The organism is Delftia acidovorans NBRC 14950, assembly GCF_001598795.1.
GTDB classification, from domain to species: Bacteria; Pseudomonadota; Gammaproteobacteria; order Burkholderiales; family Burkholderiaceae_C; genus Comamonas; species Comamonas acidovorans.
The window spans coordinates 1-21,220 of record NZ_BCZP01000046.1 but is presented as its reverse complement, the minus strand read 5'-3'; the positions used below and the strand labels follow the sequence as shown (position 1 = coordinate 21,220).

Sequence of the window (21,220 nt, the reverse complement as noted above, 5' to 3'; positions counted from 1 at the left end):
GATCCCCGCCACTTCACAGGAGACCACCATGGCCCGCCAAATCATCATTGCCATTTCCGCCGACGACGAGGGCCGTGTTGCCCTGACCACCAACCTGCCCCGCCCGGTGCCTGGGCGCGGCCTGCACACCGAGGACGCGGCCGCCCTGGAGCTGCTTCGCATGGCCCAGCACCTGCCCAACCTCGAAACCACCACCTACGACGCCAGCCATCTGGCGCCGGATGCTGCCGAGGCCTTCGACCTGCTCCGCGAGCTGATCAACCCCGATGGCTTCGGCTACTCGGTCACCGCCGAGGTCGGCAACGCCGCGCGCCGCGTGCTGCAGATCAAGGGGCAGCAGGTCGGTCTCCCGGTATGAGCAAGAACACGCCATGGCGGCCCGAGGATGACGCCTACCTGCGGGCGCAGTACCCCTCCCAGCCCACAGCGGCCGTCGCTGCGCACCTGCAGCGCTCGGCCAGGCATGTGCAGCAGCGCGCCCATGACCTGGGTGTGAAGAAGGCCCCCGGGGCCAAGACCGCGCGCACCGGCCGCTGGACGGACCTAGATGACCTGCTGCAGCTGCTGTATGCCGACATGCTCAACGAGGACCTGGGCGAGCTGCTGGGCATGCCCATGCGAGACATCGCCACAAGGGCCAGCCGCCTGGGACTGCACAAGACCCCTGCCGTGATGGCCCAGACCTATCGCGCCTCCATGCTGCGCCAGGGCCAGCGGCAGGGGCAGTTCACTGCAGGGCTCAAACCCTGGAACAAGGGGAAGCACGGGTACAGCGTGGAGCAGGGAAAAAGCCATTTCAAGGCCGGCAACAGGCCGCCGACCTGGGTGCCGGTGGGCACCGAGCGTTGGACCACGCCGCCACGCGCGCTGCCACATGCAGCCCGCTACCTCAAGCGCAAGGTGGCAGAGCCAAACCGCTGGGCGCTGGTGCACCGCATCGTCTGGGAGCAGCACCACGGCCCTATTCCGGAGGGACATGCCGTCATCTTCCATGACGGCGACACCTCCAATTTCGACATCAACAACCTGCGCTGCATCTCACGCACAGACCTGTCCCGCAGCAACGGGGCCGCCGTACCCATCGACCTGCTGCCCGTGTGGCAACTCACACGCCAGCTGGACCAAGACATCAAGGAAATTGAGAAAGCCGAGCATGACCACCACCACAACCGACATCCAGCCCACGCCGCCTGAAACCAGCGGCATGGGCCAGCTGCAATCGCTGCTGCTCCAGACCATCAAGGATCTGCGCAGCGGCGCTACGTCGCCGCAGATCGCCCGCGCCATCACCGACATCGGCCAGACCCTGGTGGCCAGTTCCCGCGCAGAGATCGAGTTCGCGCGGATCACAAAGGCTTCGCGCGTGGGATTTCTTGACTCGCCAGCGCTGCAAGGCGCATTGCCCAAGCCCACGGCAGACGGGTCCGGCCACACCACCCCACTGCCGCCGGGCCAGCACTGGCAGGGCCTGGTCCACCGCACCAGCGACGAGGAGCCCACGCGATGAAACAGCATCATTGCAAAGGCTCCATGTGCCAGACGTGCCTGCGCCGCACTGCCCTTTTCCTCCATGCCCGTCATCAAGGCATATCCGGACGGCGTCAAGGCGGTGAAGTGCAGCGCCCACCAGCCGGCTGTCCGCGCGCCATCGTGGCGCTGCCTGAGCTTTGGCGCGAAGGCCCCGCTCAGCTGAATAAGGGCCAAGGCGTGCCCTGCGGCCACTAATCGACATGCTTCAGAGGGCTCCAAGACTTAATTGGCCGGGGCAAGCCTCCCGAACTGGATCAACGGAAAGGGCCGAGATCAATTCCTGATCGAAATGGCTAACAGTTAAGCAACGCATTGCAGATACACCAAGTAAGAGGGTGCACGCCAAGTCCAGGCGGTGCCTCAAGCCCCTGGATACGAAACCTCTAGGGACTGCTTCTTTCAAGCCAACTGCTAAACTTGATCGTAGACAAAGACCGGCAAATCCTTCGTATCATCCCAACTGCCAGTGAGAAGCACGAGCACAGGGAAGCGTTAGAAGCCCTATTCTTATAGCACTTTATCAACTGCATTACGCTAATATTTTCCTTGGAAACGTACATACTCGTGATAAACCTAAAGTTCAAAACCACGCCCTAAGTTGGTATCATATTTTGCAGATCCGTATCCTTTTCGATGCATTTTATGGCGAGATTCCTAACAAGAAAAACAGCGACATCCAAATTCTTGGTTGTAGTTGAGTACGGTTCAAATGACGCGACTGCGACACCCCTTCGTGTCTTCTTCGAGTGCACTACCGCACAACGGATGTCGTACAGCCATCTGGCAAGCTCGCTGCGAATACTGGCCGCCTGATCATCAAGACGCTTAAGCGGCACTCCAGACGAAGTTGGCAAATCCTCAAAAACCTTAGTCTTCGATTGCACGGTTAGCGTCGTCAGCATTTCCTTCACATCGGCGTCGGATACCAGTATTTCAAGGGTGCATTTCAACTGCTCTAGCTCCGTCCTCGCTGAGCGATCAAGCATTAAAGGGGCTTCTTCAAAGTAGTACTCGAGAACGTTATAGTAACTAAGGTACCCCTTCAGGGGATTCAATTCTTTAATTCCAGAAAAGAAATGAGATAACAGTACAGGATTATGCATCCTGGTTGTTACGATGTGCTCGACCGGAAGAGATGATTCGGCACCCGGCATTTGACTTTTATTTAAGGAAATATGTTTCGTATCACTCGTTATATTTCTTACACTTATATACTCTAACGCACGCGCTTGAAAGAAGTCGATGTAGGAACCCTCTGCTTTAACAACTCTTAATTTTCCAAAATATCCATCTCTATGTTCATCTGGAAGCATTTTTACTAGAACCTTCTTTTCAAGCAAAGACGCCGTCCCTGCAATAAATTCGCTAATACACGAGAAGCTATAGTTCCTTCCAATATCCCAGTCACCGAGGTCGACGTCATCTGCCTCGTCGATAGCTTCGATGCTTAAAACGGCGGAATCATTGCTCTGATCAAGCGTTAATGTGCTTGTACAACGATGATCAGCCAGCGAATATTTTGAGTCTGGATCGTCCCTCCAGAATACATAGTCTGCAACCTTGAATGTCACTCGAGATTCAGGATGAAGTTTACTAAATTCGAATAAATAATTATCCATTAGATATTCGATTTTATCTTCTGGCAGCATATCATCATTACTTTTACCTCGAATGTTTGCAACTGATTCCAAACGATCGATGTAGTAAATACTCTGCGCCGTCAAAAGTGGTTCACCGTGTACTGTCGGAGTCAGTAAAACTGGATATTCGAGTCCACTGAAATATATGAAGCGACCAAGTCCTATGCTGTCGGACAATTGAAGGGTTGCATTTAGAGTCAAGGCTATCTCCTAAGTATTAAATTGCAGTTATTTAACCTGTTGTTTTTCTTTGGAAATCCATGAAATGCATATTTCCCAATCAGCAAGCAATTGTTCAGACGGCTTATTAATAGGCTGAACTAGCCTAAATTCCTTGGACATGCGCAAGCGTGGAGGCGCTTCGATAGATTCAATTCTGATAGTGCCTAACTCATCGACACTGACCGTAGCAACCTGATGAACGGGATTCACGGCAAATCTAGGGTTTCGTTAACCATTGATTCACTAGCCATCGCACTGAAACTATTTATCTCCACGCAATTGCAAAAATCCGTCCCTAGATAAAATTCGCTCTTTATTAAATCCACTTTCAATATTACTCATTGCATTTATCGCGCCATTTGATTTATCCATAAATATTTTATCTAGAATTAGAAACCTATCCTCTTTTATAATAATATCATGTTCTGCATTTTCAAAATATTCACCATCAATCATAGACATTGCAGCAATCAAATTTTGCGCGTGCGCTTGAATTAGAAATGAATATTGACACTCCGATTGCGTCAGAACGTACAGTGGCAATTGTTTTATTTTCTCACACTGGCCCTCCAGGAGGGCTTTCCTATATAGTAAATCCAGCAACTCTCTACCCCCACCATTCTTCGGATTCAGCCAGTTATAAACAGACTTAAGAGATCCAGAAAATTGGGTGATCATTTCCTCTGCAATTCTTCTGTCTCTGTCCCACACCATAATATTGTCTACATATCTCTCTTTTCTCCGATGATATGAAGATACAACAAATGTAATAACCGCAACCAATATACCCAATATTGCTGTTATAGCCTGAGCCCAACTCGCCCACTCCGATTTAGTCATGCACGGGAATGAGCAGTTGTTCTGAGACTCGGCCAGGACAACCGCAGAACCAATACCAGCAATCAATTGATCAACATCCATCGCCCTCTCCTTTCATGAGTGGCGAATCCTAACCCCCCATAGCCCGCTTGGCAGTCGCCTCTCGGGCTTTTTGCATTTCCACCACAGGAACTCGCACATGAAGCGTGATGCCTTTACATTGCCACTCGCATTCCCTGGCGAGTTGATCATCGATAACTTTGCAGGAGGAGGCGGCACCAGTACCGGTCTCGAAGCTGCATTCGGCCGGCCCGTGGACATCGCCATCAACCACGACCCCGAGGCGCTGGCAATGCACGCAGCGAACCACCCGCACACGCTGCACCTGTGCGAGAGCGTGTGGGACGTAAACCCCATTGAGGTCACGCGCAATCAGCCCGTGGCACTGGTCTGGCTGTCTCCAGACTGCAAGCATTTCTCGAAGGCCAAAGGCGGCACACCCGTCTCGAAGCACATCCGGGGCCTGGCCTGGGTGGGCATGCGCTGGGTGGCAATGTGCAAGCCCCGCGTGCTCATGCTTGAGAACGTGGAGGAGTTCCAGACCTGGGGGCCGATCCTCGTCGGCCCCGATGGCCAGGCCCGGCCGGACCCCGCACGACGGGGTAAGACCTTCCAGTCGTTCGTGCGCCAGCTGCGCATGCACGGCTACCAGGTGGACTGGCGCGAGCTGCGCGCCAGCGATCACGGCACGCCCACGATCCGCAAGCGCCTGTTCCTCGTGGCACGCCGGGATGGCCTGCCCATCGTATGGCCCGAGCAGACTCATGCCGAGCCAACCGACCGCCGTGTGATCGCTGGCAAGCTGGCTGCGCACCGCACGGCCGCCGAGTGCATCGACTTCGATTTGCCAGCCGAAAGCGTATTCGGGCGCAAGCGTGCCCTGGTGGACAACACCATGCGCCGGGTGGCGAAGGGCCTTTGGAAGCATGTCCTCACCAGTGACAGCCCGTACATCGTCGGCGCCCAGGCGCCGTATCTGAACGAGCACGCCAACGCCAGCAACCAGCGCACCATGCCCGCTGACGCGCCCCTGCGCACGATCTGTGCCCAAGTCAAGGGCGGGCACTTCTCGGTCGTGGCGCCCACGCTGGCCCCGCTGCAAGGCACGTCCGAGCAGCATCTGGTCGGCCACGCCGTGGATGCTCCGCTGTCCACCGTGGCGGCCAGCGGCACACACCACGCCCTGGTGGGCGCCAACCTGGTCACCATCGGCTACGGCGAGCGCGAGGGCCAGCAGCCGCGCGTGCAGGACATCGAGGCCCCACTGGGGACCGTGGTGGCCGGCGGAGTCAAAAGCGCCCTGGCCATGGCCCACATCACGAAGTTCAACACCGGAAGCGTGGGCAGCGCGGTAGACGCGCCGCTGCCAACGGTAACAGCTGGCGGTACGCCCAAGCGGCCCAGCACCGGCATCCAGATGGGCATTGTCTCGGCACAACTGACGCACCTCACCCACCACGGCGAGCGCAGCGGCAACGATCCGCGCGAGCCCCCGCGCACCGTCACCGGCGCCAACCGGGGCGAGCAGGCCATGGTGGCCGCATGCCTGGAGCAGGCCAACGGCGGGTTCTACAACGGCGACGGGCGCGCGGCGGACGACCCCTTGTCCACGGTCACATCCAGCGGCACCCAGCAGCGCCTGATCACGGCCTACCTGGTGAAGTACTACAGCGAGGGCGGCCAGGACAGCGCCTGCAGCGAGCCCATGCACACCGTGCCCACCAAGGCGCGCATGGGTCTGGTGCAGACCATCCAGGTGCCGGCCGCAACACTGGCGCCCGAGCATGCTGAGCGCGCCCGGCTCTGCGCCGAGTTGCTGCACAAGCACTTGCCCGAGCACTTCCCCGACCCAGCCGAGCTGGTGCTCATGTGGCATGCCGGGCAGTGGTGGGTGCTGGTGGACATCACGCTGCGCATGCTCAAGCCACGCGAGCTGTTCCGCGCCCAAGGATTTCCACGCGACTACCACTTCGAGCGCGTGCCCGACCCGGCCCTGCTGTTCCGCGACGGCAAGCAGGCCAGCGACCCGCGTGACGTGCCCCTCATCGACCTGAGCACCACCGCCCAAGTCCGCATGTGCGGCAACAGCGTCTGCCCGCCGCTGGCCGAGGCCCTGGCCCGCGCCAACTTCGCCCATGAGGCGCTGATCTACGAAGTCGCCGCTTGACTCCGAACCCACCCACATGGCCAGCACCCGCTGGCCCTTGTTTTTGAAAGGTGCCTACCATGAGCATCAGCCTCACCCTCTCTGAAGAAGAGATCAGGGAGCTCACCCACTACCAATGGCCGTCCATGCAGCTCAAGGCGCTGCACAAGCGCGGATTCTTCCGCGCCCGCATCAGCGAGCGCACGGGGAAGGTACTTCTGGAGCGCGACCACTATCTGGCCGTCTGCGCTGGGCCAGCTCCGTCCACCGCGCCGCGCGTGCGGCCGCCGCAGATGCGGAGGCCAGCATGAGCAAGCGCCGCAGCGACCTACCGAAGCGTGTCTACGAAAAGGGGGGCGCCTATTGGCATGTCCGCGCCGAAGGGAAAAGGCGGATCTGGACGCGCCTATCCACCATCCGTGACGGCCTACCTGCTCTATACCGCGCCCTGGCCGATATGGAGCAGGCAGACATGGCCCGGGACAGCATGCCCGCGCTGATCGCGGACTGGCTCGCTGAGGTAGGCAGCAGGCACAGCGTGAAAACGCAGGCTAACGATGCCTACCAAACGCGCACCATCTCCGAATCGTTCCAGGAGTTTCGCGCGCAGGAGGTCACCGCGCCGGCCATCGTGGAGTTCCTGAAACACTTCAGCGACAAGCCGCGCACCTATAACGCCTACCGCTCCATGCTGCGAGAGCTGATGCGGTTCGCCGAAGAGAAAGGCTACCGGCCGCCAGGCACGAACCCGGTGGACAGCCTCAAGACCATGTCTGTGAAGGCGCGCACGCGGTACATCACGGATTCCGAGGTGCGCCGCATCAAGGTGGCCGTGATGTACGGGGACGACGGCAAGCGCACGCGCTCCGGCCACACGATCTGCGCGCTGATCGACATGGCCTACCTGACCGGGCAGCGCATTGGCGACCTACTGACCTTGCGGTGGAGCGATGTGGGCAAGCAGGGCATCGCGTTCCAGCCGGCCAAAACCGAGGGCTCGACTGGCGCCCAGGTCCTGATCGCATGGACGCAGCGCCTGCGCGATGTGGTGGACCGCCTGCGGGCCCTGCCCAACCAGAGCCCCGCTTTCGTGTTCTGCACGCTGCAGGGCCAGCCCTACACCTACTCGGGCGCATCAACCGCCTGGAAGCGGGCAGTGAAGCGGGCCGGCGTGATGGACTGCCATTTCCATGACCTGCGCGGCAAGGCCCTGACCGATGTGGACCGTGGGCGCGGGATCATGGAGGCGCAGCGCATGGGCGCTCATTCCACCCAGTCCCAGACCGCCGACTATGTGCGCCACAAACGCGCGTTGAAGGTTGATGCGACACGCTGAAATTCTTCTAACGCGCCTCTGCGCTGCCTATGGCGTACAGCAACATCTGCAGATGCGTGCGTTAGAAGAAAACGGTGCAAGTCGTTGATTTCAGTAATTCGCCCGGCTGCTTTGGGAGCAGAGGGTCGCGAGTTCGAATCCCGCCGCTCCGACCAAATGATTCAAGCCCCTGGTTCGAAAGAGCCAGGGGCTTTTGTCTGTGCAGATCGCAAGTGTTCAACCGAGCGTCGCCGGCGCAGCGCCCGCAGCACGAGCACAAACCTTTCACACCCTTGCCTCCAAGACTGGCAACCAGCCAGCAGATCGGCCCATGCGACTTTGGGAAATGGCAGCAGCTTGCGTTGAGCCTGCTCCTACAGCCCCTCAAGCCGCGTCAGGCCAGACTAGAACTCCCAAATCAAGAAGGAGCTCCAATGAATTCCAACAGCCTTCAGCGCCGCACAGCCTTGGCCCTCGTGATGTCCGCAGCACTGTTGGGTGCATGCGCCCAGACCCAGCCGGCGCCCAATGCGCCCGTCACTGCGGTCATGGGAACGGTTGACCTGAGGGAGCCCGCTCCGCTTGCGCCCGATGCCGTGCTGGTCGTCGAATTGCAGGACACCTCGCGCGCCGATGCTCCCGCCCCGGTGATATCCCAGCAGTCCATGCGGCTCGAAGGCCTCAAGCCGCCCTACAGCTTCAAGCTGCCCGTCGAGCCCAGCCGCCTGAATCCTGCCTCGCAGTACACGGTCACCTCACGCATTACCCAGGGCAACCAACTCATCTTCATCAATGACACCGTCCACCCGGTCCTGACCCGTGGTGCAGGCTCGAAGGCCGACATGATGCTGGTGCGCGTCGCCCCCTGACCCCAGTCCTTCAACAACCAAAGCTCGCAGGAAACCTGGCGGGCTTTGTCACGCAGGGCGCCAGACCGCCATCAAGGCATGCCGTTGGCGCCATGCAGGCGAAAGCCCGGCCGCTCGCAAAGCCGTTCGTAGTAGCGCGGACTGCAGGCAATTCAGGGCGCTCCATAGGCGCCGACATCCAGCGGTGCGTGGACAGACCCAGCACGATATCGGCCAGGCTCAATTGCGTGCCAGCAGCAAAGGCGCCGGTGCGCGACAACTGGTCTTCCAGAATGCGCATGTGGCGATGCCAGTTCGCCATGCTGCCAGCCAGTTGCGCGGGGTCTTGGTGCTCCGGACTTTTTCTCACCAACCCCATGAAGGCATAGCGCCACGCATTGTTCAGCTCGGTGGCCTGCCAGTCCATCCACTGCTCGACAAGCGCGCGCTCGGCGGGCGCTGCCGGCAGCAGGTCCTACCGGTCATGGCGGGCCGCCAGGTAGCGGCAGATGGTATTGGACTCCCACAGCACCAGCGGTCCATCAAGCAGCACGGGAACCATCGCATTCGGATTGAGCGCCAGAAATCCAGGCTCCTGCGTCGATCGATAGCCTGAACCCCATTCCTCCTGGTCGAACGAAATTCCCAACTCCACGCAAAGCCACAGCACCTTGCGCACATTGATGGACGATGACTTGCCCAGAATCCTGATCATTCGCCGCCTTCTTCGGTTTCGGTGATTTGCAGACCTGCATTGTCCCGCGCCATCCGACAAGAAATGCGACCGAACCTCCACCGCTGCCGCATGATGCAGGCATGCCTCTGGAAAAGCCCTCATTACGCCCAAGCGCCTGCGCCCCCGCGCTCTCAGATGCAGACCTCTGGACTGCCTACATTGATGCAAGCGCCGTACCCAACCCCGGACGCATGGCCATGGGCGCCGTCATCACCGCACCCGACGGACGCCGCCACCTTCTGTCCGAGCCCTGCCCCGAGCGAGGCTGCAACAACGAAGCCGAACTGCGCGCCCTGATGACCGCGCTGCAGGCCCTACAAGGCCTGCAGGCGCGCCGCCTGACCATCTTCACGGACAGCAGCATCCTGGTGGAGCAGTTGACTCCATCGCCACGCCCCATCAAGCCCATCGCGCGCCTGGCAGACCTCTTTGACGAGGCCCGCACCATGCTGACCGGGTTCGAGCACGTGCAACTGCGCTGGATACCCCGCCACCGCAACACCGAGGCAGACGCCTTGGCCAGGGAAGCTCTTTTGCAAGCGTGAATCCCGCTCCGCACCCGCAACCACACTTGCGCAGGGTCTCGACTCAGGCCGCCTGCTGCCTGTCCAGGCGCTTGAGGAACACCCCAATCTCCTTTACGACCTGGGCGTCCCCCTTCTGCTGCGCGCAGGCCAATCCCGTATTCCACGCCCGCCGCGCTCCAGCAGCGTCGCCCAGCGCCAGCAATGCCCGGCCCAGCAGCTTCCACGCCACCGAATAGCCGGGATCGAGTTCAATGGCCCGCTCCAGGTGTGAATGAGCCACCTCAGGCGCCTCGTTTTCAAGATAGGTCTTGCCCAAGGTACAGCGCAGCAGGGCCGAGTCCTTGCCGGATGCGAGCAGGCCCTCAAGCCTTTGCGTCATTTCATTCATCTTCAAACCCCTTCTGCGGCAACACAGGCCCATGGCTCCAGCGGCAAATTCTGCCTCTGCTATAATCCCGTGGTTGTCTGCGCAGGCAATGCTGTATCTCACGCCGGCGCGTCGTGCACTACGACGAAAAAAACAACGGTGACAGCCGCAGAGACGTTCTGCCGTAAAACGATGGTCGCGTAAGAGCCATCGTCCACATTCCCAGAAAAAAAGCCCGCTCCACAGCGGGCTTTTTGCATTGCACGGCGCATTTGGCTTGAGGAGGTTGCATCGGAGTACAAAAAAACAGCTTTACGGCTCAGATGCATGCAACTTCGGCTGCTTTGACCCCATCAAGCACCTTGTTTCAATTTACACTTGACAACCAGGAAGGACCGGAGACGCAGACGCAAGCGCTCTCATTCAAAACCCCTAGCATGTGTCCTTCCTGGATTGATCGCATGGAACGCTCCATTCAGCGCCCCGGCCGCCTCCGCAGCCGGGGCGTTTTTTCTTGAGCGGCACCACGCCAGATACCAGCCCACCAGGCGAAAACCGCAAAACACAAGCTTTTTCTAATTCCAGAGAAAGTTCTAGGTTTATTTGAGAATGATTCTTGTTTGCGTATATCATTCAATCCATGCTGCAGCATTCATGGTGTTGCAGCAGTTCAGTTTCATCGTGGGGCGACTCGTCAGGCCAGTTCAGCCTGCAGTCGTTTTTGCCAGCCAGCGGTATGCCGGTTAGCCAGGCTCTTTTTCAAGCACGATCGTTTCTGGATATCTCTCTCATTCCTTGCACCGAGACGGCGCCCGCAGCAGCAGACGCGCCACTTTCGCACCCAGCCCGGCCATCATCAGGCATCGGCCTGCGGTTGCACACCAAGATCCTCTCCCACCTATCCCTCTTGCACGCAGTCGGGCAAATGCCTGTCCGCAGTTTCCCCTGCCCCAATGCAAAAAGCCCGGCCTGCACGTGGTGCGGACCGGGCTTTCACAGCAGCATCAAGGTTTGCGGCGGCGCAGACGGATGGCCAGTCCACCCATCATCAGGCTCAGCAGCGCGACCGCCCACTCGCTCAGTGACGGAATCGCCGCCGGCGTGCCGCCACCGACCGCTGCAGGCAGCACCAGAGCCGAAGGATCTTCCACACGGCCATTGGCCAGAAGATCGTCATCGCCCAGGCCGCCATCGCGCAGCACGAAGGAGACGACGCGACCCTGCAGCGTTGCAGGTATGCGGTACCAGTGCTGCGTGGTGTTATCTGCCGTGCGGCCCCACTTCCAGTATTCAGCACCACTGGGCAAATCGTTCGGATAGGTCAGCCTGACCGTCACGAGCGCACCCGCATCACAGCCATCGGTATTGAGCTTCAACAGCCCGTGTGGCACCATCGCCCCAGGACGTGGAGTACCCGGCGCCGCCACGACCTGCGGCGGCTCGGCCAAGCGGCAGTTGGCGCCACCGCCCACGACCTCGCCCGCAACCGCAATCTGGCTTGCTCCGGTGATGTTGAATCGATTGGCCGGGTCCACCGCGCCCGCTGCGGTCGCCAGCAGCGGATAGCTGGCAGTCACAGCCGCATGGACACCATCGCTCACGCTCAGTTGCAGGCTGGCCGGGCCGGCTACCGAAGCCATGTACATGGCGGCGCGCAATTGCTGCGACACCTGTTCGGGGCTGCCGCGCAGTTGTATGCCGGGCTGTGCAGCATCTGCATCCTCCAGGCCCAGCACCTGTCCGCCGCTGGCGACGATGGACAGTGTGACGACGGGGCTGTCGGCATCGGCCACCACCACGTCCGCCAGATCGGCCGCCTGCCCCACCACCACCGCCTGCGCATTGGCAGGCACGCCACTGAACGAGGGCGCCCGGCCACCGAAATTCAGGCCCAGGAGAATGGGGTTGTGGTCACTGGAACGATAGGCAGTGGGCGCATAGAAGCTGGCCTGCTGATCGAGCGACTTGAACTCGACGTTGTAGTCGAGCACCTCGGGCTCCTCGGCATTGATGGCCCACTTGACCGCACGCCCCACGCTGGGCTGCAGACTGGTGCTCACCAGCACATGGTCCAGCGAACCCCACATTCCGTCGAATGCATAGGACAGCCCCTGGGAGACCTTGACATAGCCGCCGGTCTCCAACGTGGTGATGGGGTCTTCCTTCGCATAGGCGTTGAAATCGCCCACCAGCACCACGTGGGGGCTGGTCGCGCCTGTGGGCCGGGTTGCCAGCCAGTTGCTCAGTTGCTGGGCCGTCTTCACGCGCGCCGCGTTGTTGGCGCCCTGGCCGTCGAGCACGTCCGCATTGCCTGCGCCACCGAGCACGCTGCCCTTGGATTTGAAATGGTTCACCACCAGCGTGAACTGCTCCGTGCTGCCGCCCACGGCAAAGGTCTGCGCAATCGGCACCCGGGCTCCGCCGATGCTTCCGTTGAAGGCATCGTAGGTAGAGACATTGGGTGCCGCTGCGCTGCCCATCGGCGTGACGCGGTCGCTGCGATAGACGATGGCCACGGTAATGGCATCCGTGCCCGCACCTGGCACCGTGCCCGCACCTGGCACCGTGCCTGCAGCCTCACTGAAGGGCGCCTTGACCACCGCATACACGGCACCGGCAGGCTTGTCGGCACTCGCATTCAAGGCGTCGGCCAGATCCTGGATGGCGCTGCCCGGGCCAAAGCCATTGTTCTGCACCTCCATCAGGCCGTACACATCGGCGCCCAGCCCCAGCAGATTGGCCACGATCTTGGCGCGCTGCCTGTCCAGCTCGGCAATGCTGTTGGCGCCGCGAATGCCCTGCTGGTTGCCCAGCGGCGTGTTGAACATCACCTGGGAAGAGCCGCTTGTGGCGCCGGTCAGGTTGAAGAAATTGAGAACGTTGGCCGATGCGATCTTGAGCGTGGCCGCTCCCACGGCCTGCTGCAATTCGGCGGCTGAAGGTCGCGCGGCTCCCGTGAACTGCGGCGTCTGCGTGGGCTGCACGCGGTAGCTGGTCAGATAGGGCTCGCTGGCGGCAGCATCAAAGAACTGGTCGAGCACGCCGATGACGCGGTCCACGCCATCGCCAGCGCGCAGCGTGTTGGACGCCGACAGCGGCAAGCCGCCACGACCCGGCACGAACTCGGGATTCTGGGCCCCCGAGCGATCATCGAGAATGATCTGGCTGCGCTGCAGCGTCTGCACGTAGGCTGCATAGCCCGCCACGCTGGGAGCGTTGACTTCGGTGTACTGCGCCAACGGCGTATCGGCAGACAGCGTGACATTGCCGTAGCGGCCCAGCGTGCGGTTGTCGCTCACCACCAGCTTGCCGCCTGCGGTGGCGGATGCCACCTCCACACGCATGCCTTCCAGACGTTCCCATTGCCCCATGTCGCTGACAGGCAGTGCGATGCGCACCGGCTCCGGCAAGGCCGCCGCGCCGCGGACCACGAAGTCCGTGATGGAGCTGAGCTGGGTCTGATTGCGGAACTCGCTCACCGAGGCGGAAATCTGCACCAGCTTGCCCACCGTGCTCTCGTCCACGCCAGGATTGGCGTTGCCGTAGTAGACAAAGACGCCCTCCGAGGTAGCAGCATCGCCATCGGAGTCTGCCGCCTCTTCCTGCACGAAAAAGCCGCTCAGTCCAGGCATATAGGCCGTCACCACGGCACTCACCGTCACCTTCTGCCCCACCAGAGGAGACTGATCGCCAGAGCCCTGGACCGCAGAAATCCTGGTGACCGGCGGCTCGTCTCCTGTCGTGAAGCCCAGCGTTGTGCCGGTCCACGCATTGCCCGAGGTATCCAACACCGGCTCGCCCACGGAAACCAGGCTATAGGGCGTATTGACCGCCAGCCGCACACCCGCGTTGAGCGTGATGGTCGAGCCACTGAATTTCACCTGCGCCGCATCGCCAGCCTGCAGCGTTGCCACCACCGTGGCGCCCTGGCGCAGTTCGAAGCTGCCGCTACCGGGCTTCACCGCCTCATCGAAACTCAGCTTGATTTCGGGATTCAGCGCCACCCCGGTCGCCGCCGCTGCGGGAATGCTTGCCTGCAGCGTGGGCGCCGTGGTGTCGGGCAGCGCCAGCGTGATGGAGACGTCATCAATGGCCAGGCCGTGGTCGTTGCCCACATCATTGAGCTCTACCCAACGCAGCCACAGCGTGGCACCTGGCGCCCAGCCCAGGCCGCGCAGATCACCGCCCACATTGTTCACCCGGCCGGCCACATTGCCGTCCACGGCGGCAGCAGTGCCGGTGGCAACAGGCGATTGCCAATTGAAGTTCGCACCGGCAGGCAGCCATTCAGGCACGTCGGCAAAGCTGGCTCCCATGCCGTACTCCAGCACCATGGGCTGCCGTTCCGTATTGCCACCGTTGCGCCATTGCTCGCCGTTGAATCGCAAGGTGATGCCATCGACCGAGCCACCCGTGTCATTGCGCACCGCCAGCGCAATCCAACCCGCTACAGCGCCCTGGGCCGGGCTGCCAAAGTAGGCCCCGCCAGATGCCACGCCCCCCAAGGCGCGGTCCGTGCTCAGCCCCAGGCTGTAGAAGCTGCCGGTGTTGGAGGCCCCATTGCCAGCGACGTAAGAGGTGATGGATGCCAGGTTCTTGTTGAAGAGAAACCAGCCCGGCAAGGTGCTGTTATTGGCCCAGGCCAGCCCCGTCCCGGACGTGGCCAGGGTGTCGAAATCCTGCGTGTAGGTGCCGTTGAAGGGAACCTGCGCCCATACCCCGGCAGATGCCGAAAGAAGCAGGCCCGCACCATACAGGCGCCAACGATGGCGCTGCAATGGCGCACTCATCGGATTGGCCGGGTTGAAAACAAATGGAATCAGCGTGGCAGCAATGGACATGGATGCGCAATAAAAAAACAATGCGCTCCCCCCCATGGTTGCGCAACTCCCGGTTTATCGCGCATGGAGATGACCAGCCTGTGACTCGACAGATGCTCCCCCGTCCTACGTGCAGACTCGCCTCTCACCCATCGGCCGGCCTGCGCACGGCAGGCATCATCGCCATCAGTTTCTGCACCGTTTCATTGCCGGGTCTGGGGCATTTCCTCCTCCCTCCCTCTCATTCCCCCAGGAAGCTTTCAAAAAGCACCGGCTCTTTCTTCCCAGGCCAGCGCAAGCCGCTGGCCTTTTTCTTGGGCGCACCTCATCGCCCCAACCATCACCATCACCTGTTCTGAACGCGCTACGTCGCTGGTGACCATTCCCGCATCCGCACACTCTTTTTCTTACTGATAACTTACAAAATATTCATACCCGTGATATACACGCGCATCTCCCACTGAAAATCATCATTGCCATGACATCCGACTACAAGGCCCTGCTGCAACAAAAAGCCGAGCTTGAGAAAAAAATCGACGCACTCATCCAGAATGCGAAAACCGATGCGATCGCTGAAGCAAAGGCGATGGTGCAGCTATATGGCCTGGCGAAGGAGGATGTCTTCCCCTCCGCCAAGAGCAAACCCGGCAAGGCCAGCAAGCACAGCGTGGGAGAGCCCAAATTCCGCAACCCAGAAACCGGCGCCACCTGGACAGGCCGCGGCAAGCCGCCCAAGTGGATAGAAAGCAAGGACCGCGCAAGCCTCGCCATCTGAGAATCGACACCGGGCGCCGGCCATGCCTCCCAGTCGGCGCCCCCTATTTCGCCGCGTTGCCATACCATGCGATTTCCAACACAAGGAGGAAACGCACATGAGCAAACAGAGCACAGAAACCCTGTTGGCAGCAGAACTGGCTGACCACTTCATAGAAGTCATCCTGTCCAACAAACCAGAGCTGCTGGTCTCGGGCATCGGCGGGGTGGCAGACCTGCACCACATACAGCATGGAGCCAAGGCCCTGGCGCATTTCCGCCTCACGCTGATCCAGGAACTGTCGCAACAGCCCATGCCCGACATGGGCAGCAGCTGAATCAACCCTGGGCCAGCCTCCTCGCCGAGCCCGCTCCCGCAGCCCGTGCGAAATCCGTGCGATTCTGACGACACCGCAGGACAATTGAAGGCAAAAAAAACCGCCACACGCTGAGGTCATCAGTGTGTGGCGGTGTCTTGGATGGTGGAGCTGGCGGGAATTGAACCCGCGTCCGACCCAATATCCACGCGCCTTGTGGCTGGGCTGCGTGAATCCGGTGTGAATTTCCCAATTTCTAAAAACAAGCCGTGGCAACCTATGGCAATCTGCTCGGCGCTGCAGAAATTACGGGTTTATTGCATCATTTTGTAAACGCCATTCATCCCAGAATTCAGCATGCTCGCAGCTACCCTCCTTTGCCTTGTCGTCGGCATCAGCGACGGCGATACCATCACTGCGCGCTGCGGTCAGCCGGGCGAATATCAGCAGGTCAAGGTCCGCATCGGCGGGATCGATGCGCCGGAGAGCCGGCAGCCCTACGGAGCGCGTGCCAAGCAGGCCCTGAGCGACCTCACATACCGCCAGGAAGCCGAGCTGCGCTGCAACAAGATCGACAGGTACAAGCGCCACGTCTGCAGCGTTTGGGTCGCGCCGGCATCGTCGCCCAATGGCCAGCGCACGCTTGACGCTGGCCTGGCCATGGTCACCCAGGGGATGGCCTGGTGGTATCGCCACTACTCCCGCGAGCAGTCTGCCCAGGAGCGCGGGCAGTACGAATTCGCCGAGCAGGAAGCCAAGGCCAAGCGCGTGGGCCTGTGGGCAGATACCGATCCAGTGGCGCCATGGGACTGGCGCGCGAATCTTAGGCAACAGGGCCGGCGTTGAACACTTCGACCGGAGCCACACGCAGCAGCTCAGAGGCCTCGACCACTGTCCCCGCAAGCCACTGGTCCACGTCCGCGAGCTCGATGGGGATCACGCTCCGCTTGTCCTGCCGATCCGCTGGCAGCTTCGGGTCCGGCTTGTGCATCCTCGACATGAGCGGGTGCGCATCGGCATTGATTGTGAGCATCGTGTAGCTTTCATGGATCTGCCCCGTGACAGGGTCGGTCCACACATTCCAGAGCCCAGCGAGACCCCACGGGTCACCATCCGCGCGGGCGAACCTCCACCAAACGTTTTTGCCAGTTTCCCAGTTGGGTTCGTCAAAGCTGCTCGCTGGGATGATGCAGCGCTGTCCCCGAGCCCACGGGTGCTTGTAACTGGCCTTGGCCGCCAGTTCTTCGGAGCGCGCGTTGTTCGTCGGGTACTTGAGCTTCGGCTCTTTCGCAAACCAGGGGATCAGGCCCCACTGCCCCGCCACGAGTTCGCGGCTGTAGCCCGTGTCTTCCTGCGCGCGGCGCACGAACGCGCCAGTGCCGCGCGGGAACACCTCGACATCCCACCATCGGTTCGGGCTCTGCGATCCCACGCGCCAAATGCGTTCGATCTCATCTTCCCGGGGTGACTTATATCGATTGCACATAAGTGGATGCTAACTTTTCCGGCGTCAATCCTATAGCTGTATATTTACACAGTGTTTTGCGAACTCATCGAACTCCGCCGCGCCGGCCTCCGCCTAGCGCCCAAGGACTGGCCAGCCCCCGTCCGAGGAGACCTGCGCATTGCATACGACGATGGCAAGACAAACAACAGCAGGCGCAACATGCGCACCGCGTCCCTTTGGGTCAGGTGGAGCGGCCATGACATACCAGGTCCCCGCATGTTCGAGCCCGTCCTGCTGGACGTACTTGGCGATGCCATGCTTTGGCGCGGCCACGTCTGCGCCCGAATCGAGGAGGGCATTGCAGAATACGAGCAGATGTGGCTCATCCGCCCCATTGCCTCCCTCGACGCCGCGCCGCTGAAGAAATTCGATGCCGCCCGTTTCACTCCGAAGCTACCCGAGACACTGCCTCCTCGTTCCGAGACGCCCAGCGTTGCAAGACAGTGGCATGCAGAGCAAGGGCGCGAGATGCCATTCACACGTTGATAGGAGGCAGTCATGCACCCGCCGCTGATCTACCCAACCATCTTGCGCATGCACCCCTGGTTCGGCCAGCCAGAGGAAGAGTTGCTTCCGGGGCGGCCAGAAGATTACCGCATCGAGCAGGAGGACAGGGACTGGTTCGTGGTGCGAGGCCCAGGCGGCAAGGTCGTGCACAGCGGGCTCGGGCCGGTGCAGGTGCTGCCAGCGCGCCATGGCTGATGGCCTGACCTGGGGCTGCACGCCCACGGCGCCAGGCTGGTACGCGGTCGTCGTGGACTATGGCCGCCTGCCCTTCCCTGCTGCCAGGCGCTGGACTGGCAGCCTCTGGGACGATGAGCGCGGCATCCGCGCGTTCGACGGGCCGCACGACACGGCCGAGGCGGCACTGGACTGGGCTATGGAGCGCTGCCCCGAGGGCTGAGCACGGCACAATGCCGCGCATGGCAATAGATCCGACACATCCCAAGCACACAGTCCACCAGCGCGTCGTTGCAGGTTTCGCTGGACATTGGAAGGCCCACGGCGACAAGTACCCCCAGCGGTTCAGGTTGCCGCCCGAGGAGCTGTATCACCTGGACCATGTGATGCACAAGGGCGAGCACCCCGGGACGATGTGGGGCGTGCCGCTCGATGCGGACCCCAGCACCAAGGGTGAAATGATCGCAATCGACGGCACGGTCGTGTCGATAGCGCCGGCTGACCCGGCGCCTGCGGCCTAGGCTCCAACCGGACGATTGCTCAACGGCCAGGGGTCCACAAGCCCGATGATCTTGTCCATCGCCTCGTGCACCGTGCCTCCGTCCGGCGGCAGGTAGTGCTGCACCACAGAAAGCACCTCGCCCAGGACCTGCGCCGCCTTGCTGGGGTCATTGATGCCCGCAAGCTTGTCGCGCAGCCGGAAGCCCAGCAGCGGCCAGATCTTCTGCACAGCATTTTCGCGCGCGATGCGGCGGCCGATCTCGGCATCGAAGTTCTCGGGGCTGGCGCACGCGCTTTCGCCTGTCACAGTGAAGCCGTTGCGCAGGCGTAGCACGCAGAAGGTCAGCAGATTGAGCGGGCTGTCGGCGGGTTCGTCGTAATCGAAGCCGTGGTTCTTGTGCGAGTGGCCATGCCGGCCTTCGGCAGCAGTGAAGTAGGTCTCCTCCACGATCTCCCGCTGGATGTCATCCGGGGTGACGCGCGGCGCGGTCTTGCCCTTGGCCTGGATCTCGGCCTCGATGGACTGTTCGGTCGGAGATAGGTCGGGCAGAGGGCCTGGGCCGGTGGCTGTTGTGCCGTCGGCGTAGGTCTTGGACTCCAGCGCGCCTGGCGCGCGCGGGGCGCAGTCGGAGGCGTGGCCGCAGCCATTGCTGCCGCAGGTGTGTTGTGTCATGGGTGGCTCTCTGTGGTGGTGCCTGCGGCCGGCAGGCTCGGGATCACGGGCCAAGCGGCACCGAGGGTTTGGACATCAGCTGCGTGCCCTGCAGCCTTTGCTGCCATGTCCCCATACGCTGCGCGGCAGTCTTCAAATACGACTCCGAGGGCAGTGGCGTACTCAAGGACGGCAGCGGGGGGAGCGCTGGCAAGTCGGCGGGCGGCATCTGCGGATTGCTCGCGCAGGCCGTCAGCAACAGCGAGCAGATGGTCACGATCACGGCGCAGCAGCGCCTCGCGGTCACGGGCGGCATTGAGAGCTCCTTGGTATTTCGTGTTCATGGCCTTCTCGGCCTGACGCACGCGGGCGTCGGCCGCGCGCTGGGCGGTGCTGGTGGCCAGTTGCTGAGTGGTGGTTTCCAGCCGGGCCTCGGCTAGCTCGGCGTCCAGACGTGCGCCCTGGAACTGCCATGCCAGCGCGGCGGCCACGGCGGCGGCGGCCAGGTGGGTGTAGAGCGCGGGGATCACCGGCCGCCCCTCCACCAGTACCACCACATTGCGATCCACAGGGCGTTCATGGCTGAGCCTCCATGCACGCGGCATGCCGCGCCTGTTGACGGGTCCAGACACCCCGGCAGATGCGATTGCCTGGCGTGCTGCAATCGAACCGCCAGCGCATGGGGCGGCCTACCACATTCCACTGGTATGGCTCCCAGCCCGGCCCCTCGCGTTTGGGACTGGTCATGAAGCGATATCCCAGCAGAGCCTGGCAGGCGGGCGCGAACTGTCCAGCCAGCAGGCGCGTGCGCATGGGACTGGTGCGCCAGGCGCCTATGCCGTACTGGTAGGTGAAGTCCAGGTAGAGGTCGTATTCCGCCTGGTACAGGGCCACTCCCGGCAGGCTGCTGCGGAACATGGCCTCGTCCTTCGATGAGTGGCTGCGCACCAGCTGCAGCGCCCGCTCGCGGGTGATCGGTGGGTCCGACAGCTGCACGGGCGTGCCGTCCTCGTAGACCGTGGAGCCGTGGCCGATGGTTGGCCGGTCGCCCTGCGTCGGGATGTGCGGGTCAGACCGGAAGCCCTCTGCGCCCAGCGTGGCCAGCAGGCCGGCGGCCGAGATGGTGAGCGCCGCGACGGCGGTGCGCGGGGCCTTGCTCACAGCGGCCCCCAGTCGGTCTCGGCCTCAGGCTTCAGGCCTGCCAGGCGCGCGAGGCGCTGCCGCTGCTGGGCGCGCTGATAGTCCTGGCGCCACTTCCAGACCAGATAACCGGCCTGCAGCGCAATGAAGGCCAGGGACGCGACGACGAGCCAGTCGCTCAACGGCAAGCCCCAAACCTTGAACACCCCAGTCGCGGCGGCGCCCGGCGTGGCCTGCATGATGGCGCCGGCAATGTCCTGCCGCTGCTCGGCGCTCAGGTGCTGGTGGATGCCCATCAGCGCGAGTAGGGATACGAGGTATTTCTTCATGGCCCCGATGATTCCGGGGCCGGGCCGCGCTGGCGAACCCTACACGGGGGCTAGGCGCGCTGCGCTGCTGCCCAGACGAACAGCGCGTCTATCTGCTCTGCAGTCAGGCCCAGCACTGCAGCCACCGCCGCCACGGTCTCACTGTAGCGCAGCCAGTCTTTGGCATCGTTGAGTACGGCGTCTACCCGGTCCAGCAATTCGCCGGGGGGCAAAGCGTCCCGCCACATCAGCACGCGCGCCAGCAGGTTGTCGGACGGCCGAGCATCGTCAGGGCCCAGCAGCACCAGGGCGCCCTGCTCCAACACATGGC

Annotated in this window: 26 protein-coding genes and 1 pseudogene; 15 read left to right on the top strand and 12 right to left on the bottom strand. The window is 61.7% G+C overall.

The window, feature by feature from the left end; genetic code table 11:
• From DA1_RS28540 to DA1_RS28530, 3 genes are all read left to right on the top strand, one after another.
• A partial coding sequence (locus DA1_RS28540; RefSeq protein WP_218017184.1) for a hypothetical protein occupies positions 1–358 on the top strand: 358 nt, incomplete at its 5' end.
• A complete protein-coding gene (locus DA1_RS28535) occupies positions 355–1,194 on the top strand; it encodes an HNH endonuclease signature motif containing protein (RefSeq protein WP_034395203.1) in 840 nt (279 codons plus the stop codon). The genes DA1_RS28540 and DA1_RS28535, both read left to right, overlap by 4 nt.
• Entirely contained in the window at positions 1,154–1,507 is a 354-nt protein-coding gene (locus tag DA1_RS28530; protein WP_034395200.1) for a hypothetical protein, read from the top strand. Before DA1_RS28535 ends, DA1_RS28530 begins: the two co-directional genes overlap by 41 nt.
• 616 nt (positions 1,508–2,123) lie before the next feature.
• Here the strand turns inward: DA1_RS28530 and DA1_RS30805 are convergent.
• On the bottom strand, positions 2,124–3,371 hold the full coding sequence (locus DA1_RS30805) for a hypothetical protein (RefSeq protein ID WP_155294296.1): 1,248 nt from the start codon (positions 3,369–3,371) through the stop codon (positions 2,124–2,126).
• A gap of 282 nt (positions 3,372–3,653) precedes the next feature.
• On the bottom strand, positions 3,654–4,313 hold the full coding sequence (locus tag DA1_RS30800; protein WP_155294295.1) for a hypothetical protein: 660 nt from the start codon (positions 4,311–4,313) through the stop codon (positions 3,654–3,656).
• 97 nt (positions 4,314–4,410) lie between these two features.
• On the opposite strand from DA1_RS30800, the gene DA1_RS28525 reads away from it, so the two are divergent.
• The 4 genes from DA1_RS28525 to DA1_RS28510 all read left to right on the top strand — a co-directional run bounded on the left by DA1_RS28525 (position 4,411) and on the right by DA1_RS28510 (position 8,601).
• On the top strand, positions 4,411–6,438 hold the full coding sequence (locus DA1_RS28525) for a DNA cytosine methyltransferase (RefSeq protein ID WP_034395197.1): 2,028 nt from the start codon (positions 4,411–4,413) through the stop codon (positions 6,436–6,438).
• Positions 6,439–6,497: 59 nt separating this feature from the next.
• Positions 6,498–6,728 (top strand): DUF4224 domain-containing protein, encoded by a 231-nt coding sequence (locus DA1_RS28520; RefSeq protein ID WP_034395194.1) that lies wholly within the window; start codon positions 6,498–6,500, stop codon positions 6,726–6,728.
• Positions 6,725–7,753 carry a tyrosine-type recombinase/integrase gene (locus DA1_RS28515; RefSeq protein ID WP_034395191.1) on the top strand — a complete coding sequence of 343 codons (1,029 nt, stop codon included), beginning with the start codon at positions 6,725–6,727 and terminating at the stop codon, positions 7,751–7,753. Before DA1_RS28520 ends, DA1_RS28515 begins: the two co-directional genes overlap by 4 nt.
• Before the next feature lie 413 nt (positions 7,754–8,166).
• Entirely contained in the window at positions 8,167–8,601 is a 435-nt protein-coding gene (locus DA1_RS28510; RefSeq protein WP_013801640.1) for a YbaY family lipoprotein, read from the top strand.
• A 71-nt stretch (positions 8,602–8,672) separates the two neighbouring features.
• On the opposite strand, the pseudogene DA1_RS30135 reads toward DA1_RS28510, so the two are convergent.
• Positions 8,673–9,295, bottom strand: a pseudogene (locus tag DA1_RS30135) (glutathione S-transferase family protein).
• 101 nt (positions 9,296–9,396) lie between these two features.
• On the opposite strand from DA1_RS30135, the gene DA1_RS28495 reads away from it, so the two are divergent.
• Complete coding sequence (locus DA1_RS28495; protein WP_080736927.1) at positions 9,397–9,861, top strand: ribonuclease HI family protein; 465 nt, start codon at positions 9,397–9,399, stop codon at positions 9,859–9,861.
• Between the two features lie 43 nt (positions 9,862–9,904).
• Here DA1_RS28495 and DA1_RS28490 read toward each other — a convergent pair whose 3' ends face one another.
• The 3 genes from DA1_RS28490 to DA1_RS28485 form a co-directional block, all read right to left on the bottom strand.
• Positions 9,905–10,231 carry a tetratricopeptide repeat protein gene (locus tag DA1_RS28490; RefSeq protein WP_013801637.1) on the bottom strand — a complete coding sequence of 109 codons (327 nt, stop codon included), beginning with the start codon at positions 10,229–10,231 and terminating at the stop codon, positions 9,905–9,907.
• A 98-nt stretch (positions 10,232–10,329) separates the two neighbouring features.
• Positions 10,330–10,539 carry a hypothetical protein gene (locus tag DA1_RS30795; protein ID WP_155294294.1) on the bottom strand — a complete coding sequence of 70 codons (210 nt, stop codon included), beginning with the start codon at positions 10,537–10,539 and terminating at the stop codon, positions 10,330–10,332.
• Between the two features lie 675 nt (positions 10,540–11,214).
• On the bottom strand, positions 11,215–15,051 hold the full coding sequence (locus DA1_RS28485; protein WP_034395183.1) for an ExeM/NucH family extracellular endonuclease: 3,837 nt from the start codon (positions 15,049–15,051) through the stop codon (positions 11,215–11,217).
• 457 nt (positions 15,052–15,508) lie between these two features.
• Here DA1_RS28485 and DA1_RS28480 point away from each other — a divergent pair, with 457 nt between their 5' ends.
• The 3 genes from DA1_RS28480 (at position 15,509) to DA1_RS28470 (ending at position 16,946) form a co-directional block, all read left to right on the top strand.
• Complete coding sequence (locus tag DA1_RS28480; protein ID WP_034395180.1) at positions 15,509–15,805, top strand: H-NS histone family protein; 297 nt, start codon at positions 15,509–15,511, stop codon at positions 15,803–15,805.
• Positions 15,806–15,902: 97 nt separating this feature from the next.
• Entirely contained in the window at positions 15,903–16,121 is a 219-nt protein-coding gene (locus DA1_RS28475; protein ID WP_013801634.1) for a hypothetical protein, read from the top strand.
• 336 nt (positions 16,122–16,457) lie between these two features.
• Positions 16,458–16,946: a thermonuclease family protein gene (locus DA1_RS28470; protein WP_034395177.1), complete on the top strand. Its 489-nt coding sequence runs from the start codon at positions 16,458–16,460 to the stop codon at positions 16,944–16,946.
• Here DA1_RS28470 and DA1_RS28465 read toward each other — a convergent pair.
• The gene (locus tag DA1_RS28465; protein WP_034395174.1) at positions 16,924–17,586 is read right to left on the bottom strand and encodes an SOS response-associated peptidase; all 663 of its coding nucleotides are present in this window, start codon (positions 17,584–17,586) and stop codon (positions 16,924–16,926) included. The genes DA1_RS28470 and DA1_RS28465 overlap by 23 nt on opposite strands.
• A gap of 237 nt (positions 17,587–17,823) precedes the next feature.
• On the opposite strand from DA1_RS28465, the gene DA1_RS28460 reads away from it, so the two are divergent.
• Genes DA1_RS28460 through DA1_RS28445 form a run of 4 tightly spaced genes read left to right on the top strand, consistent with a single transcriptional unit; the run spans position 17,824 to position 18,809 of the window.
• A complete protein-coding gene (locus DA1_RS28460; RefSeq protein WP_034395172.1) occupies positions 17,824–18,093 on the top strand; it encodes a hypothetical protein in 270 nt (89 codons plus the stop codon).
• Positions 18,094–18,105: 12 nt separating this feature from the next.
• The gene (locus tag DA1_RS28455) at positions 18,106–18,309 is read left to right on the top strand and encodes a hypothetical protein (protein WP_034395170.1); all 204 of its coding nucleotides are present in this window, start codon (positions 18,106–18,108) and stop codon (positions 18,307–18,309) included.
• Positions 18,302–18,511: a hypothetical protein gene (locus DA1_RS28450; protein WP_034395167.1), complete on the top strand. Its 210-nt coding sequence runs from the start codon at positions 18,302–18,304 to the stop codon at positions 18,509–18,511. Before DA1_RS28455 ends, DA1_RS28450 begins: the two co-directional genes overlap by 8 nt.
• A gap of 19 nt (positions 18,512–18,530) precedes the next feature.
• Positions 18,531–18,809 carry a hypothetical protein gene (locus DA1_RS28445; protein ID WP_034398765.1) on the top strand — a complete coding sequence of 93 codons (279 nt, stop codon included), beginning with the start codon at positions 18,531–18,533 and terminating at the stop codon, positions 18,807–18,809.
• On the opposite strand, the gene DA1_RS31445 is transcribed toward DA1_RS28445, so the two are convergent.
• The 5 genes from DA1_RS31445 to DA1_RS30935 all read right to left on the bottom strand — a co-directional run.
• Positions 18,806–19,462, bottom strand: coding sequence for a Gp49 family protein (locus DA1_RS31445; protein ID WP_230590893.1), 657 nt, complete (start codon positions 19,460–19,462; stop codon positions 18,806–18,808). The two genes, DA1_RS28445 and DA1_RS31445, sit on opposite strands and share 4 nt — an antisense overlap.
• A complete protein-coding gene (locus DA1_RS28435; protein WP_307188061.1) occupies positions 19,459–20,010 on the bottom strand; it encodes a hypothetical protein in 552 nt (183 codons plus the stop codon). Before DA1_RS28435 ends, DA1_RS31445 begins: the two co-directional genes overlap by 4 nt.
• A gap of 7 nt (positions 20,011–20,017) precedes the next feature.
• A complete protein-coding gene (locus tag DA1_RS28430) occupies positions 20,018–20,602 on the bottom strand; it encodes a glycoside hydrolase family protein (protein ID WP_034395165.1) in 585 nt (194 codons plus the stop codon).
• Positions 20,599–20,910, bottom strand: coding sequence for a phage holin family protein (locus DA1_RS28425; protein WP_034395163.1), 312 nt, complete (start codon positions 20,908–20,910; stop codon positions 20,599–20,601). The genes DA1_RS28430 and DA1_RS28425 overlap by 4 nt, the downstream gene beginning before the upstream one ends.
• Before the next feature lie 50 nt (positions 20,911–20,960).
• The coding region (locus DA1_RS30935; protein ID WP_062794192.1) for a hypothetical protein at positions 20,961–21,220 on the bottom strand (260 nt) is incomplete at its 5' end.